Raw genomic sequence first — 16693 nt, 5'->3', positions numbered from 1 at the left:
AGCTCCGGGCCCCGCTCGGTACTGTTCCGATCATGACGTTGACCGACGTGCTGGTGCGCGCCGCCACGGAAGCACCGGACCAGGTCGTGGTCCACGTCGACGGGTACGGCGACGAGCGGCTCACCACGTACGCGGAGCTGCTCGCGGACGCGAGGCGGGTGGCGGGCGGGCTGCGGGACGCGGGCCTGGCCGCCGGCGATCCGTTACTGATCGTCACCGATGACTCCGAGGAGTTCCTGCCACTGTTCTGGGGCGCGGTGCTGGCGGGCGTCGTTGCCGTACCCCTTCCCGCTGAACCTGATCGCCTGGCCGGTGTGTGGCGCCTTCTCGGGCAGCCGCCGCTGGCCGGTGACGCGGCGCCGGACGGTGCCCGCCTGCTCTCCCCCGCCGAGCTGCGCGCGGCCGGCCCGATCGCCGAACCGTTCGCGGCCGGGCCGGACGACCTGGCGTTCCTGCAGTTCTCGTCGGGCAGCACCGGCACGCCCAAGGGTGTCGAACTCACCCACGGCAACCTCGTCGCCAACCTGGAACAGTCCGCCCGCGCCAGCGAGTCGCACGCGGATGACGTCGTGGTGACGTGGATGCCCTACTTCCACGACATGGGCCTGATCGGCACCCACCTGGCGCCGCTGTACGCGCTCGGCAAGCAGGTGAGAATCAGCCCGCTCGCCTTCGCCAAGCGCCCCGAGCTGTGGCTGCGCACCGCCGCGCGGCACCGCGCGACCGTGCTCTCGGCGGCGAACTTCGCGCTGGCCCTGACCGTCCGCCGGGTCGCCGGCGAGGTGCTGGACGAGCTCGACCTGAGCAGCGTCCGCCTGGTCATGGTGGGCGCGGAGCCGATCTCACCGTCGGTGTGGCGCTCGTTCGCGGCCGCGCTGGCGCGGGCGCGGATGGATCCGGGCGCGCTGCAGCCGGTGTACGGGCTGGCCGAGGCGACCGTGGCCGTCTCGTTCCCGCCGATGGGCGAGCGGGCGCGACCGCATCGTCTCAGCCGGGCGGCGCTGGCCCGCGGGGTGGCCGTGGAGGCCGGTCCCGATGTGCCCGCGGTGGAGTTCATGGACGTCGGCCATCCGGTTCCCGGGTGCGCCGTCCGGATCGTCGACGACACCGGAGAGGTGATCGAAAACGGTCTGGTCGGCCACATTCACGTGAGTGGCCCGAACGTCACGCGCGGCTATCACCGGAACGCCTCGGCGACGGCGGAGGCGCTGGACGGCTCGTGGCTGCGCACCGGCGATCTGGGTTTCCTCCGGGACGGGCGGCTCTGTGTGACCGGGCGGCACAAGGATGTGCTGTTCGTGCACGGGCGGAACTTCCACGCGTCGGATCTGGAGGAGGTGGCTGCGGGGACGCCGGGTCTCGGTCAGGGTCCGGTCGCGGTGGTGGGCGCCTTCGATCCGGCCGGTGGGCGGGAGCGGGTCGTCGTGTTCGTGGCGGCGTCGGCGGTCCGGCGATCGCCGGAATTGGCGGAACAGGTTCGGGTACGGGTGGCAGAGGCGCTCGGCTACGACGCGGTCGAGGCGCGGGTGGTGCCCAACGGGGTGTTCGCCCGGACAACCAGCGGAAAGCTGCGCCGCAACGTCCTGCGCGACATGATCAGCTCCGGCCAGGAGCCCCCGGCGACAGCGGAACCACCGGCGCCGGCCAGAGCGGAGACCCGCGGCAAAGCGGAGGCCCACAGCAGAGCGGAGGTCGAGCGCGTCGTCCGGGAGATCTGGGCCCGGGTGCTCGGCATCTCACCGGAGCGGATCGGCCCGGACGACCGGTTCCTGGCGATCGGTGGCTCATCACTGAAAGCCCTCGAGGTGCTCGGCCTTTTGGAGGACGCGTTTGCCCGTACGCTAAATCCGGTTTTATTGCGTGATGGCGCGACCATCCCCGCTTTGACCGACCTGCTCCTCGCTTCGGAGTCCGGCCGAGCGCATCCCGCCCCACCCAGCGCAAGGCCGGCCGGCGACGTCGCGATCATCGGCCTCGCGTGCCGCTTCCCGGATGCTGACACACCCGAACAATTCTGGGCGAACCTGATCGCCGGCCGCGACAGCGTCGGCCCGGTGACGCGCTGGCCCGACGGCGGCCACGGCGCCTTCCTAGACGACCCGGCACAGTTCGATGCCGGATATTTCGGAATTGCGGATGCCGAGGCACGCCTCCTCGACCCGCACGCCCGGATCTTCCTCGAACTCGCCCACGAGGCCCTGGAACGCGCAGGCTACGCCGGGCCCCGCCGCCACGCCCGCCGGATCGGGGTGTTCGCGGCTGTCGGCGAGAGCGGCTACCCGGAACTCGCCGCGGCCGCGCCGCAACCCGCCGCAGCCGCGCCGGACCTCGCCGCGGCGGCTCCACTCAGCCCGCACGCCCTCACCGGCAGCCTGCGCAACCTCACCGCCGCCCGCGTCGCGCACCTGCTCGACCTGCGCGGCCCGGCCCTCGCCGTCGACACCGCCTGCTCGTCGGCCCTGGTCGCGCTGCATCTCGCCCGGCTCAGCCTGGCCGCCGGTGACTGCGACATCGCGGTGGTCGGCGGCGTCAACCTGAACCTGACCGCCACCGGCGAACGCCTCCTGACCGCCGCGCAGGCGCTCTCCCCCAGCGGGCGCTGCCGTGCCTTCGACGCCGGCGCCGACGGTTTCGTACCCGGCGAGGGCGGCGCGGCACTCGTCCTGACCCGCCTCGCCGACGCCGGGACGGACGAGGTGCTGGCCGTCGTACGCGGCACCGCAGTCAACAACGACGGCCGCTCACTCAGCCTGATGGCCCCCAACCCACAGGTCCAGCAGGAGGTGATCGCACAGGCCTACCGGGACGCCGGATTGGACCCGGCCGACGTCTCCTATGTGGAGGCACACGGCACCGGCACCGCTGTCGGCGACCCGATCGAGGCGCGGTCGCTGGCGTACGCGTTCCCACCCCGCCCCGACGGCCGGAAGCGACTGCTCGGATCGGTGAAGACCAACATCGGTCATCTGCTGAACGCCGCGGGCATGCCCAGCCTGGTGAAGGTGATCCTCGCGCTGCGGCATCGCGAGGTACCGCCGTCACTGCACCACACGCAACCCTCGGAGCGGTTCGACCTGGCCGGCTTCGAGGTGGCCGTCAGCCGGCGCGCCTGGGACGGCCCGCTGGTCGCCGGGGTGAACAGCTTCGGGTTCGGCGGTACCAACGCGCACGCGATCCTGGCCGCAGCCCCGCCGCTGGCCGCCGGGGACACGCCGCCGCCCGGGCCGCGACTGCTGACCCTGTCGGCGCGTTCCGGGCCCGCGCTCCGGGCCGCCACCGCCGACCTGGCCGCCCATCTGCGCCGCCACCCGGAGCCGGCCGAGGCGGACGTCTGCGCGACGGCTTCCACAGCACGCGACGACGGGCCGCACCGGGTGGCGCTGGTCGTCGACGGGGACCTCGCCGAGCGGTTGGAATCGGTCACCGTGGGGAAGCCGGTCGGCCGGGCACCCCGCGTGGCGTTCCTCTTCAGCGGACAGGGCAGCCAGAGTCCGGGTTGCGGTTCCGCCCTCTACGCGACCGCAGCCGTTTTCCGCACGGTCCTGGACGAGGTGTCCGCCGCAGCCGGTCCGATCGCCGGCCGAACACTCGTCGACTGGTGCACCGACCCCTCGATTCCCGCCGCTGAGCTGTCTCGGACCGAGGTCACCCAGCCGCTGGTGGTGGCGTTCGCGGTGGCGCAGGCCGCTCAGCTGCGGGCCTGCGGGATCCGGCCGGACGCGGTGGCGGGCCACAGCATCGGCGAGCTGGCCGCGGCGGTCACGGCCGGCATGCTGACACCGGTCCAGGCCGTACAGCTGGCCACCACCCGCGGTCACCTCACCGCCACCCTCGTCCCGCCGGGCGCCATGCTCGCCGTGGCCGGGCCGGTTCCCGATGATCTCCCGCCCGGCGTGGTGATCGCCGCCCACAACGCCGCCGACCGGGTCGTTCTCGCCGGCCCTCCACAGGCGATCTCCGCCGCCGCCGCCCACTTCGCCGCGCGCCGCATCGCGACCCGCCGGCTGGCTGTCTCGCACGCTTTCCACTCGCCCGCGATGCGGCCGGTGGCCGACGCCCTGCCCGCGCCGGATCTCGCACCGGCGGAGATTCCGCTGGTCAGCACGGTCACGGCTGCGTGGGGAGCGGCGTATGACGCGACCTATCTGACGAACCAGGCGGTGCGGCCGGTGCGCTTCGCCGAGGCGATGGCAAAGCTGCGAGAGGCCGGTTTTGACAGTTTTGTCGAGGTTGGTGCGTCGGTCACGCTGGCATCATTGATCAAACCCTTTGATGTACGCGCCGCGGGCTCCGACATCACCACGATGCTGACGACGGCCGGGTCGTTGTGGACTCGTGGTGCCGGGTTGGACAGGGCTCACCTGGACGCGGGCACGCGTCGGGTCCCGCTGCCGACATACCCCTTCCAGCGACGCCGCTTCTGGGTCACCGATTCGGTGGGGCCGACGCTCTCGGTTCCCCGCTGGGTGGATGCGCCCATCCCGGTGGCCGCCCCGGCCGTCTCTCCCGTCATCGTCCTTTCAGCGGTGGACGCCAGGGAGGCCGCTGCTGCTGTCGGCAGTGCTCCACGCACCGGCCATGTCCTGGTCGTCACCCGGGATCTTCACGTGACCGGCGCCGGCTCGGAGACCCCCGACCCCGCCCACGCGGTCTTCGCCGGTCTGGCGATGGCGCTCGCCGACGAGAACCCCCACCTGCACGTGCGCGTGATCGACCTCTGCTCCGCCGACTCCCCCGAGTCACACGAGGAAGCCCTGGCCCACGAGTCCGCCGCGCCGCCCGCACCGGGTCCGGCCGAGCTGGTGGCCTGGCGCGACGGCCGCCGTCTCACCCGCCGGTTCGTACGCGCTCCCGGCGCCGACCGGTTCCCCGCTCCGCCGGACGGCCACTACCTGATCGTCGGCGGAGCCGGAGCCGCCGGCGCCGCCATCGCCCGCCACCTGGCCCGTCACGGCAGCCCCCGCCTGCTCCTGACCGGTCGATCAGCCGAGCCGGCCGCCCTGCTGGACGAACTGCGCATGCTCGGCGCCAAGGCCACCTACCAGACGGCCGACATCACCGACCCGGACGACGTCACCGCGCTGATCGCCGGCCACCGCTTCGACGTGGTCATCCACGCCGCCGGCATCGTGCGCCCCGGCAGCCTCCGCGCGAAGACACCCGCCGAGATCACCACCGGACTCGCCGCCAAGGTCCACGGAACGCGGCTGCTGACCGAGGCACTACGCCACCAGAACCCGCTCTTCCTCGCCCTCTCCTCGATCTCCTCGGTCCTGCCGGGCCTGGCGGGCGCGCTGGGCGACTACGTAGCCGGCAACGCCTACCTGGACGCCACCGCCACCACCGAGCAATCCAACGGCCGCCTCTTCGTCGCGGTCAACCTCCCAGCCCTCACCGGCGGCGGCATGGCGTCCCCCTCCCACGGCGACGGACTCCCACTCGATCAGGTGCCCGATGTGCTGTGGGCGGCGGCCGCCCTCGGCACAGCCCAGGTCCTGGTAACCCCGGCACCGTCCACCCCGGCACCGTCCACCTCGATACCGTCCACCCCGACACCGTCCACCCCGACACCGTCCACCCCGGCACCGTCCACCCCCGCGCCGGTCACCCCCGCGCCGGTCACCTCCGCGCCGCAGCCTTTGGTCGCGCCCGAGCGGCAGGTTCCAGCCTTTGCCGCGCCGCAGGCCCCGGCGCCCACCTCCCTGCACCGAACCGCCGATGGTCTCGGCTACGAACGCGTCGTCGCGGTGGTTCGGGAGCTTTTGTCCGGGCCGCTGGGGCGGGAGCCGGAGGCGATCGGTCTCGACGAACCCTTCCTCACGCTCGGCCTCGACTCGCTGACCGCCGTGGACCTGGTCAAGACGCTGGAGACCCGCCTCGGCCGCACGCTGTCGACGACCCTGTTCTTCGAGCACCGCACGGTCGGTGAGCTGGCCCGCCACCTCGCCGGGTCACCGGACTTCCCGTTGAGCCCGGTGCAGCTCGCCTTCCGCACGACCGGGCGGCTGTACCCGGACGTCCCCGCATACGCCTACGTCCGGCAGACCGTCACCGGCCCCCTCGACCTCGACCGGCTGACCGCGGCCCTGACCGAGCTGGAACGCCGCCACCCGATGCTGCGCGTCCGGTTCAGCCCCGCAGGCCAGCGCTTCACCGCACCGAGCAGCGGCCGGCCCCCCTGGTTCACCGTGACCGACCTGCTCGAATCCACCACGATCGACGAGATTGACGCCGGGCTGCGGAATCGCACGTTCGATCTGACGCGGGAGGCTCCGCTCCGGGCGGTTCTCGCGGTCTCTCGCCCCGACCTCGCGTACCTGATCCTGGTCGTTCATCATGCCGTGGCCGACGGGTACAGCATCGCGGTGCTCGGTGACGAACTCTGGTCGCTCTATTCCGGGACCGCGATTCCCGCCGCGCCGCACAGCACGTTCGCCGACCATGAGGCGCTGCGCACCGGACCGTCCGATTCTGATCTGGACTTCTGGCGGGCGGCGCTGCGCTCGTACCCACGCCTCGCCCTACCCTTCGACGGCGAGGCCGAGGGGGATCCTCGGGCGCCTTTCCGCGTACATCTGGAAAAGACGGACCCGGAACTGACCGCGCGCCTGACCGCTCAGGCCCGTGCCGCTCGCGTGTCGCCCTTTCATCTGCTCCTGGCGGGATATGCCCGCTGCCTGGCCCGATGGGGTGGCCAGACGACCGTGCCGGTATCCGTTGCCCGCGCCGGTCGCGAAGCCCGCCTGACCGGTATCGATCGCATGGTGGGCCCGTTCGCCGACACCCTGCCGATCCTCGCCCACGTGCACCCCGACGAGCCCGCCACCGTGCTCGCCGATCAGCTGCGCCGCTCCTGGCTGCTGGCCGAGCAGCACGGCTCGGTGTCCACAGTCGACCTGGCCCGGCTGTTGGCTGTCGACGGTTCAGGCCCCCGGACCGCCGCACCGGCCGGCTTCAGTTTCGCGCGCTTCCCGCTGCCCGACGCCGCCATCGAGCAGGTCACCGAAACCGTCGCCGGCACCGCCTCCGCCGCCACCCGCCTGTCCCTGGTCTGCTTCGAATCGCGGGGCACCCTGCACTTCTCCTGGAACTACCCGACGTCCCTCTTCCACCCCGCCACGATCGAACGCCTGGCCGCCGAACACCTGGCCGAAATGACCGCTTTGGCGAAATCCCCGGCGGACGGCGCGTCGCGGAGGCAGACCACCCTCGCGCCGAGCCCTGCGACGCTTGCCGGCGGCGCGTCGCGGAGGCCGATTTCGGTCATCGAGCGGATACGGGAGCAGTGCCACCGCACGCCCGCGGCCACCGCCGTCCTCACCGACGGCGAACCGCTCAGCTACCTCGACCTCGACCTCGCCTCCGACCGCCTGGCCGCCCGCCTCGCGGCGACCGGTGCCGGCGGAGGCGGAGGCGCAGGCGGTGCCGGTGGCGCAGGCGGTGCCGGTGGCGCAGGCGGTGCCGGTGGCGCAGGCGGTGCCGGTGGCGGAGGCGCAGGCGGCGCCGGAGGCGGAGGCGGAACACGGCGGGTTGGTCTGCTGACCAGCCCCGGCGCGGACACCGTGATCGGGCTGCTCGGGATTCTCAAGGCGGGCGCCACCTGGGTGCCGATGGACCCCGCCCACCCGCCGTCCCGCCTGATCTCCCAGCTCGCCCGCGCCGGAGCCGACGTCGTCGTCTGCGACGCCGGCACCCGCGCCGCGGCACGGGCGCTGACCGAACTCACCACGGTCGATGCCACCCCCGCACCATTCGCGACGATCGAACCCGCCACCGCACCGCTCACGACGGCCGAGGCCGCCACCGCACCGCTCACCACGGCCGAGGCCGCCACCGCACCGCTCACCACGGTCGATGCCGCCACCGCACCACTCGCGACGGTCGAACCCGCCACCGCACCGCTCACGACGGTCGAGGCCGCTACCGCACCACTCGCGACGGTCGAGGCCGCCACCGCGCCACTGACCCTGGTCGAGGCCGCCACCGCGCCGTTCGCGCCGCCGCCGGAGGTCAGCACCGGCCCCGATGACATCGCCTACATCATCTTCACGTCCGGCTCGACCGGGCGACCCAAGGGCGTACCCGTCACCCACCGGTCGATGGCCGAGTACCTCGACTGGTCCGTTGCCGCTTTCGGCTACCGCGCGGGTGACCGTCTCGCGCAGACCGCGTCGATCTGTTTCGACGCCTCGGTGCGCCAGTTGCTCGCCCCGTTGCTGGTCGGCGCGACGGTGGTCGCGTGGGACCGGGACGTCGTGCGGGATCCCGCCGAACTGTTGCGCCGTGTCGAGCGGGACCGGGTCAGCGTGTGGAGTTCGGTACCTACGTTGTGGGAGCGGCTCCTCGGTGCCGCCGAGAAGCGGCGACCGGATCTGTCGGCGCTGCGCTGGGTTCATGTGGGTGGGGAGGAGTTGTCGCCCGCTCACGTACGCCGGTGGTTCGACCTGTTCGGACCGGGTCAGCGGATCGCCAACCTCTACGGGCCCACCGAGACGACGATCAACGCCACCTTCCACGTGATCAGCGAACGCCCGGCCGACGACGTCATGCACCTGCCGATCGGCCGTCCGGTCGCCGGAGCGGTGGTCGAGGTCCGCACCGCGGACGACCGCCTCTGCGCGCCCGGCGAGGTTGGTGAACTCTGGATCGGCGGCACCGGTGTCGCACCGGGCTATCTGGACGATCCCGGCAATCCGGCGTTCGTCATTCGTGACGGCCAACGCTGGTACCGCAGCGGCGACCGCGCCGTCGCCGACACCGACGGCGTGCTGTGGTTCCGGGGCCGTGTGGACGACCAGGTGAAGATCCACGGGTACCGCATCGAGCCCGGCGAGGTCGAGGCCACCCTGCGCGCGCACGTCGCGGTGGACCGGGCGGCCGTCCGGGTCGAGGGCTCCCGGTTGCACGCGTGGGTCCAGCTCCGAGGAACCACGACTGCTGCCGAGTTGCGCGCCTATCTTGAGGAGTTGCTTCCCGCGTATCTCGTCCCGGCACGAATCGACCCGGTAACGGACCTGCCCCTGACCACCACCGGCAAGATCGACCGGGCGGCGCTGAACCCCGTCGACGTGGCACCCAGCCCGCCGTCGACCGAGACCGAGCGGTTGCTGGCCCGGATCTGGCGCACACAGCTCGGTGTCGCGTCCGTGGGACGGGAGGACGACTACTTCAGGCTGGGCGGTGACTCGATCAGCGTCCTGGAGATGTTCGCAGCCCTGGAGCTGGAGATGCCGGTTCTGCCCCGCCCAACCATCATTTATCAGCATCGAACCCTGGCGGCACTGGCAGCGGCACTCGACACGGAGACGGGCAAACCCGCACCCGAGGCGCGGACGGGCGAAGCAGCAGCCGCCACCGAGACGGGCAAAGCAGCAGCCGCCACCGAGACGGGCGAACCAGCAGCCGCCACCGAGACGGGCGAAGCAGCAGCAGCCGCCACCGAGACGGGCAAAGCAGCAGCCGCCACCGAGACGGGCGAAGCAGCAGCAGCCGCCGAGACGGGCAAAGCAGCAGCCGCCACCGAGACGGGCGAACCAGCAGCTGTCCCGACAGCCGAACCCGGGGCGCCCTATCCGCTGACGCCCACCCAGCGCGGTTTCCTCCTGGCCGACGCGCTGGGCACCCCGTCGACCTGGCTGGCCACCCCCCACCTCCACGGACCTGTCGACCCGGCCCGCTTCCAGCAGGCCGTCGACACTCTCACCGCCCGCCACCCCATGCTCCGGACCGTCTTCACCCGGGACAGCCAGCGGGAGTTGCCGGACCTCCCGCTCCGGGTCGACTACGCAGCCGACCCGTCACCGCTCGCGGAGGAGGTCTCGGCCGAACGTGCCCATCACTTCGACCCGGCCACCGGCCCCCTGATCCGTCTGAAGCTTCTCCGGGTCAGCGACACCGAGCACGTACTCCTCCTCCACGCCCATCACCTCATCGGCGACGGTTACAGCGCGGCGTTGCTGATTCGCGAGCTGCTCACCGCGTACGATAAAAGCTCTTTTATCCCTCTCCGCACGACATTTCGTGATTATGTGGAATTGTTGGGCAGCCTCACACCCACGCCGGTACTGCGGGACAGTCCGATTCTGAGCACCGCGCCCACCGCCACGACCGGTTTCACCCTCTCGCCCGGTGCGACCGAAGCCCTGCGCTCGCACGCCGGGGTGACGCCGTTCGTCCCGGTCCTGGCCGCGTTCCACCGCGCGCTGACCGGACTGACCCCCGATCCGCTCATCGGCGTAGCCGTGACCGGCCGCGATCACGCCCTCCCCGACCTGCACCGCGTCTTCGGCCCCTGCGCCACCGCCGTAGCCGTCCGCCCCGGCCCCTCCGCGAGCCTCACCGAGCTCGCCGCGACCGTCCAGGAAGCACGATCCCGGCTGTTCCGCGCGCCCGAGGGGTGGCGGTTCTTCTTCACGTACCTCGACTTCACCTCGCTGCCCGCCCCCGAGCACACCACCCTCACGCTGACCTGGCCGGACACCGATCCCGACCTGCCACTCCCGCCCGGCACCGACCTCCTGCTCGCCGCCCGCCCCACGCCCGCCGGCCTCCGCCTCACCCTCCGCGGCCGCGTCCCCCAGCTGTCCCAGATCCTGACAAGGATGCGCCAGGATCTGGAAAGCTCTGCCGTCCACGTCGATGCCGCGCTGATCGGTTACCTCCCGGCTCCCGCGCAACTTGCGGCTTTCGCCACAGATCTCCCTTCAGACGTACGCGAAAAGCTCCCCGATCTCGACCGCGAATCCATCCGCACAGCCCTGTTCCCGCACGGCCCCCGCCTCCTGGAAACAGTCACCACTCCACTGGGCCGCTCCGCGTTCGTCTGCATCCCCCGCTTCGCCGACGAGTTGTCCCACGACGGCCTCGCCCACGAGACAGCCCGCGCCGCGGATCTGGCCGCGTCGCACGGCGCCCGAACCGTCTCACTGGCCGGCATGATCCCTGCTCTGACGGGCTACGGAACCGCCGTCGCCGCCCTCACCGAGTCCCCCATCCCCGTCACCACCGGCCACGCCGTCACCGCCGCCTCCGTGGTCCACACAGCCTTCGCCGCCCGCTCAGCCCTGTCCCGCTCAGCCCCGTCCCGCTCAGCCCCGTCCCGCTCAGCCTCCGCCTCCGCCCCTCCCGCCTCCGCCCCTCCCGCCTCCGCCCCTCCCGCCTCCGCCCCTCCCGCCTCCGCCCCTCCCGCCTCCGCCCCTCCCGCCTCCGTGTCCGCCGCCACCCCTCCCGCCTCCGTGTCCGCCGCCACCCCTCCCGCCTCCGTGTCCGCCGCCACCCCTCCCGCCTCCGTGTCCGCCGCCACCCCTCTCGCTTCCTGGTCTTCCGCCCTCTCCCGTTCCGCGTCGGGCGCCCGGGACCTCTCCCGCTCTGTCCTGGCGATAGTCGGTGCCGGCTCGATCGGCACCTCGTCCCTGCACCTGCTCCTGGCCCGAGCCGAACAGCCCCCCGCCGCCCTGATCCTCTGCGACCTCCCAGCCGCGACCGACCGCCTAACAGCCCTGGCCGCCACCGTGAAAGCCGCCGGATACCCCAACCCGATCACCATCGCCACGGCCACCCCGGAAGCTCCACCCGAGGTCTACACCGCCGACCTGATCATCGCCGCCACCAGCGGAGGCCCCGGAACCCTCGACGTAGGCCTGCTCCGCCCCGGCACGATCCTGATCGACGACTCCTTCCCGCACTGCTTCGACACCGCCCGGGCGCTGTCCCGCATGCGCGACCACCACGACGTCCTGATCGCCGGCGGCGGCCTGCTCGACTGCGGCCCCACCGACCGCACCGTCGCCCCCGGCCTCCCGGTCACCGCCCGCCCCGGGCTGCCCGGCACGATCGCCTCCTGCCAGCTCGAGTCCCTGATCCACGCCGCAACCCCCGGCCTCCCCCTGGTGGACGGCCCGGTCGAGCCCCACGAGGCATCCGCCTACTGGGCCGCCCTGGACGCCGCCGGCATCGAAGCCGCACCCCTGCACCTGCTCAACCACCGCCTGGCCGAACTGTGATAAATGTGGCCATTTCGACCGGCCGCCGCCGCCCGCCGGGCGGTCCGGGAAGTACCCGGCTGCGCCGCCGAGAGGGCACCGCACCCCGCGCGCGGAGGCACCCAGGAGCGGCCCGGCCCGCGGGGAGCGGCCCGGCCCGCGGGGAGCGGCCCGGCCCGCGGGGAGCAGTCCGGCCCCGGGGAGCAGTCCGGCCCACGCGAAGCGGCACCGCCAGGCGCGAAGCGGCACCGCCCGGCGCGAAGCGGCGCCGCCCGGCGCGAAGCGGCACCGCCCGGCGCGAAGCAGCACCGCCCAGCACGAAGCAGCACCGCCCGACGCGAAGCGGCACCGCCCCTCAGCTGACCAGGAACAGCAGGTCCCGCAGCACCTCCGAGCGGGCGATCGGGCTGAGCGCGCCCAGCTCGGCCGGTGAGCCGTCGCGGGTGCGGATCAGCAGGCTGTGCAGTTCCTGGGGGAGGTCGGTCTCCTGCCAGTGGTAGCCGGGGCCGAAGACGATCTCGGCGCTGTGGCCGTCCGGCCAGTAGCGGACCAGGGAGTTGTGGCCGCTGGTGAAGTCCCAGCCGAGCGCGCTCAGGGCGAACAGGCGTTTGCCGGCCACCGAGGTGCCGGGCGGGGGTGGTGCGTCGGACTCGGTGAGGAGTTCGCGGCCGATCTGCGGGAACGGCTGGATCACGGCGTAGTCGGCGAACAGCTCGGCCCACGCGGAGCGCTCGCCGGTGAAGTGCCACGGGTGGGCCAGGCCGACCACGGCGTCCGGGTCGAGGGTCCAGGTCTTGTCGTCCACGTCGGCGAAGGTGCGGTCCTCGGCGGCGCGGAAGGTGGCGGTGACGGTGCCGCCGGAGTCGAACGTGGCCCACAGCAGGCGCCGGGTGAGCTGCCACATGAGCGGGTGGCGTACGAAATGTCGCTCGAACTCGGCGGCGGTCCAGCGGCGTTCCATGACCATGGCCTCCTCGAGGGCGCGGGTGCGCTCCCGACCGAGGGTCTTCAGGTCCTTGCGCAGTTCCGCGAACCGCTCGTAGGGCGCCTGGTCCGGTGCGGCCGCGTTCCGGGAGAGCCGGCTGAGGCGCTTGCCGGTCTGGTCGGCGAGCAGCGGCTGGAGATGCTCGTCGAGCGTCACCGTGAACCGGCGGGGCCCGTAGTCGAACTCCACCCGCCCGTCGTCGCCGAAGCCCAGGTCCGGCACGATCCGGTCGTCCAGCTGCGCGATCGCGAGCCCGCGGGCCTCGGCCACGGCGGTCAGCCGTTCCCGGGCGAACCGCCGGAACCCCTCGGTCCGCGCCTTGCGGGACAGGCGGCTCAGGTGGGTGAGGGCCAGGTCGGTGCCGATCGCGGCGAGCACGTCCATCCCCGTGCGCACGCGCATGGCGGCCGACGCCCAGGAAGGAAACAGCCCGACGAGCGGCGGCACGGTCGAGTCGTCCCCGAGCAGGGCCAGCGCCACCATGGCGAGGTTGCTCCGGGACGGGTGGCCCGCCGCCTGCCACTGCTCGAGGATGCCCCACGCGAACGCGGCGAGGCCGGCCGGCTCGCACCCGGCGCGCACCTCGGCGACACCGGGGTTGGGCTCACCGGCCTTCGAGACGGCGAGCAGCACGCAGAGGGCGCGCACCGCGTCCGCTGAGAGCACGTCGTCGCTGTCGCGCAGCCGGACCGCGGGCAGCCGGAGCAGAACCAGCCACTCCGGCAGATCGGGCACCCGCAGAGCCCGCCCGCTCACCCCGCGCGGCGGCCCCGCCAGCACCGGCAACGTCACCGATCTATCCGATGAAACGGAAATGTCCGGCACAGATGGCGGCGAATACATCAGGACGTGGTCGCGGAGTAGTTCGGCGGCCACCTCGGACTCGGTGGCCTTGGCGGTCAGCACCCGGAAGGCCCGTTCCGGATCACGCTTGGCGGCGGTCAGGAAGGCCGCCCGGAAGTACTTCTGGTCGATCCGGTCCACCACCAGATCGAGCGCCACCCCGGCGAGCGCGGTGACCGCACGCTTCTGCTCGTCCGCCGAGTCCAGCTCCTGCCAGACCGGCCGCGGGCTGCCCGCCGGCTGCCATCTCAGCCCGGATCGAGTCAGCAGGCCCGCCCACCCCTCGCCCAGGCCCGCGCCACCGCTCGCCACGATCTCCTCGGCCCGCGCGCGCACCGCGGGAGGAAGCGACGCCGCCACCGCCGGGAGAAGTCGCGGCTCGCCGAGCAGGAGACCACCGAGCAGGTCGGTGTAGAGCGGATGCACGCCCTCCAACTCGGTGAGGATGCGCAGGGCACGCTCCGGGAAGCGGGTGAGCAGCCCGGATTTCAGCAGCAGCCCGGCCCGGCTGCGGGCGCTCTCGACCGTGTGCCGGCACACCGTGCGGAACGCCTCGTCCGTCGGCACCGTGGCCAGAAGCTTGACCGCCTCGGGCCTGAGCCGCTCCCGGTTGCGCCACGCCTCGTCCTTGAGACGCAGTTCGTCCAACCAGAACGGCTCGGCGAGCACGTGTGCCGCCTCGGGGCCGACCGCGTCCAGGATCGTGCCGACCTCGCCGACCTTTTCGTAGCTCAGGCCGTGCAGGCGCACGTTGCCCTCGAGCTGAGCGAGGTGCTCGACCGTGCTTGCGGAGACGAGCAGCAGCCCGGTCAGGTAGCGGTGGTCGCCCCAGGAGAAGTTCTCGCCGCCGGACTCGTCGCGGACCCACGTCGCGGCCTGCGCGCAGTCCGCGTCGACCCAGTCGGCGCGGGTCGGCACCAGGTAGGAGGCGACGATGCGGCCGGCGGGTGTGGTGCGGGCGGCGGCCAGGATCTCGGTGGCCCGCTCGTAGTCCGCGTCGGAGGCGGTGGCGAGACGGGGACGGAACGCGCGCAGCACCCGCGAGAAGCTGGTCAGGTCGTCGCCGCGCCACGACCGTTCGTAGTCCTTCTCCGCCTCCGGGTCGTAGACCCAGAGTGCCCCGGTGACGACGAGGTCGACGAGTGCGGTGACGACGTGGGTGGTGAACTCGACGCCGAAGCGGGAGACCCACACGTCGACGAACTCGGCCGCGGCCCGGCCCCGGGTGACCTGATTGGCCACGGAGGCGGTGCGCGGCTCGGGCTCGCCGGCCCGCTCCCACTCGGCGACGTAGCGCTGCCCGTCGGCGAGCAGCGTGGTGTCGAACAGGACGGTCCGCTCCAGCAACCGGGTCACGCCCTTGCCGACGGACTCGGACGCCAGTCGCTCCCGCAATCGCTCGGTGGTGCCGGGGGGAATCGGGTCCGGCGTGAACCGGCTCCCTCGGCGGTGGTGCAGTCCCTCGCGCCACGGTGCGGGCAGTTCCCAGGAGTCCTGATCCTTCAGCACGCCGCGAAGGCTAGACCACGGGTGCGACAGAAAAGACCCATTCACAGCTTTCGATCAGACTGCTAGCTTCACTCCACGTGGTTGCACGAACACCCAACGTCGGGGAGGTTCTGGTGAGAACGACCATCGGCCTAGGAACAAGAGCAGCAGCGGGCGCCGGGGCGATCGTCCTGGCCGTCTTCGGGCTGGCGACCGGTGCCCAGGCGGCACCACCGGAAGCGGCCGTGCAGGCGGTGCCGGGAGCCGAGGTGGTGCCGGACAGCTACATCGTGGTGCTCAAGAGCGGCAAGACGGCCCGCACGGTGGCCGGGCGGCACGAAACGCGCGTGCTCCACGCGTACACCAAAGCTTTGAACGGTTTTGCGGCGACCATGACGGCGCGCAAGGCGCGGCAGCTGGCGGCGGATCCGGACGTCGCGTTCGTGCAGCCCAACGTGATCCACCGGATCTCGGACACGCAGACCAACCCGCCCTCCTACGGCCTGGACCGCATCGACCAGCGCAACCGGCCGCTCAACCAGGCGTACACCTACAACACGACCGCGTCGAACGTGCACGCCTACATCATCGACACCGGGATACGAACCTCCCATCAGGACTTCGGCGGGCGCGCGACGAGCGGCTTCGACGCGATCGACGGCGGCGCGGCGGACGACTGCAACGGTCACGGCACGCACGTGGCGGGTACGGTCGGCGGCACCTCCTACGGCGTGGCCAAGGGCGTGCAACTCGTGGCCGTGCGCGTGCTCAACTGCGACGGCAGCGGCACCACCGCCCAGGTCGCGGCCGGCATCGACTGGGTGACGGCGAACGCGGCGAAACCCGCCGTGGCGAACATGAGCCTCGGTGGCAGCGCCGACACCGCCCTGGACAACGCGGTCCGCAACTCGATCACCTCCGGCGTGACCTACGCGATCGCCGCCGGCAACGGGCTGTTCGGCATCTTCGCGCTGGACGCCTGCACGCAGTCCCCGGCCCGCGTCACCCAGGCGATCACCGTCTCGGCCACCAACAGCAGCGACGCCAAGCCGTCCTGGGCAAACCGGGGAACGTGCGTCGACGTCTTCGCGCCGGGCATCAGCATCACGTCGGCGTGGTACACGAACAACACCGCCACGAACACGATCAGCGGAACGTCGATGGCGGCGCCGCACGTGGCGGGGGCGGCGGCGCTCTATCTGGCGAACAACACGGGTGCGACGCCGGCCCAGGTCCAGACGGCCGTCGTCAACAACGCGACCACGGGCGTGGTGACGAGCCCGGGGTCCGGCTCACCGAACCGGCTGCTCTACACCGGCGCCTTCTGACCGCTTCCGGCAGGCGGCCACACCGAGCCGCCTGCCGGCTGTCATGGCGACGCCGAACGGACTAACCT

At 72.4% G+C, this 16693-nt stretch carries 3 protein-coding genes; 2 read left to right on the top strand and 1 reads right to left on the bottom strand.

Features of this window, described 5'->3' with window-relative positions:
• Positions 1-32: 32 nt before the first annotated feature.
• Entirely contained in the window at positions 33-12002 is an 11970-nt protein-coding gene (locus tag AB0M02_RS22645; protein ID WP_364229691.1) for an SDR family NAD(P)-dependent oxidoreductase, read from the top strand.
• Between the two features lie 334 nt (positions 12003-12336).
• On the opposite strand, the gene AB0M02_RS22640 is transcribed toward AB0M02_RS22645, so the two are convergent.
• Positions 12337-15318: a DUF4132 domain-containing protein gene (locus AB0M02_RS22640; protein ID WP_364229689.1), complete on the bottom strand. Its 2982-nt coding sequence runs from the start codon at positions 15316-15318 to the stop codon at positions 12337-12339.
• A gap of 113 nt (positions 15319-15431) precedes the next feature.
• Between AB0M02_RS22640 and AB0M02_RS22635 the strand changes: the two genes are divergently transcribed.
• Positions 15432-16625 (top strand): S8 family peptidase, encoded by a 1194-nt coding sequence (locus AB0M02_RS22635; protein WP_364229687.1) that lies wholly within the window; start codon positions 15432-15434, stop codon positions 16623-16625.
• Positions 16626-16693 lie beyond the last annotated feature (68 nt).

The organism is Actinoplanes sp. NPDC051861, from assembly GCF_040681145.1.
Classification (GTDB): Bacteria; Actinomycetota; Actinomycetes; order Mycobacteriales; family Micromonosporaceae; genus Actinoplanes.
This window is presented reverse-complemented; position numbering and strand designations above follow the sequence as displayed.

Coding starts and splice junctions, on each gene's coding strand:
- AB0M02_RS22645 (WP_364229691.1), top strand. CDS start 33: ATGACGTTGACCGACGTGCTGGTGCGCGCCGCCACGGAAGCACCGGAC.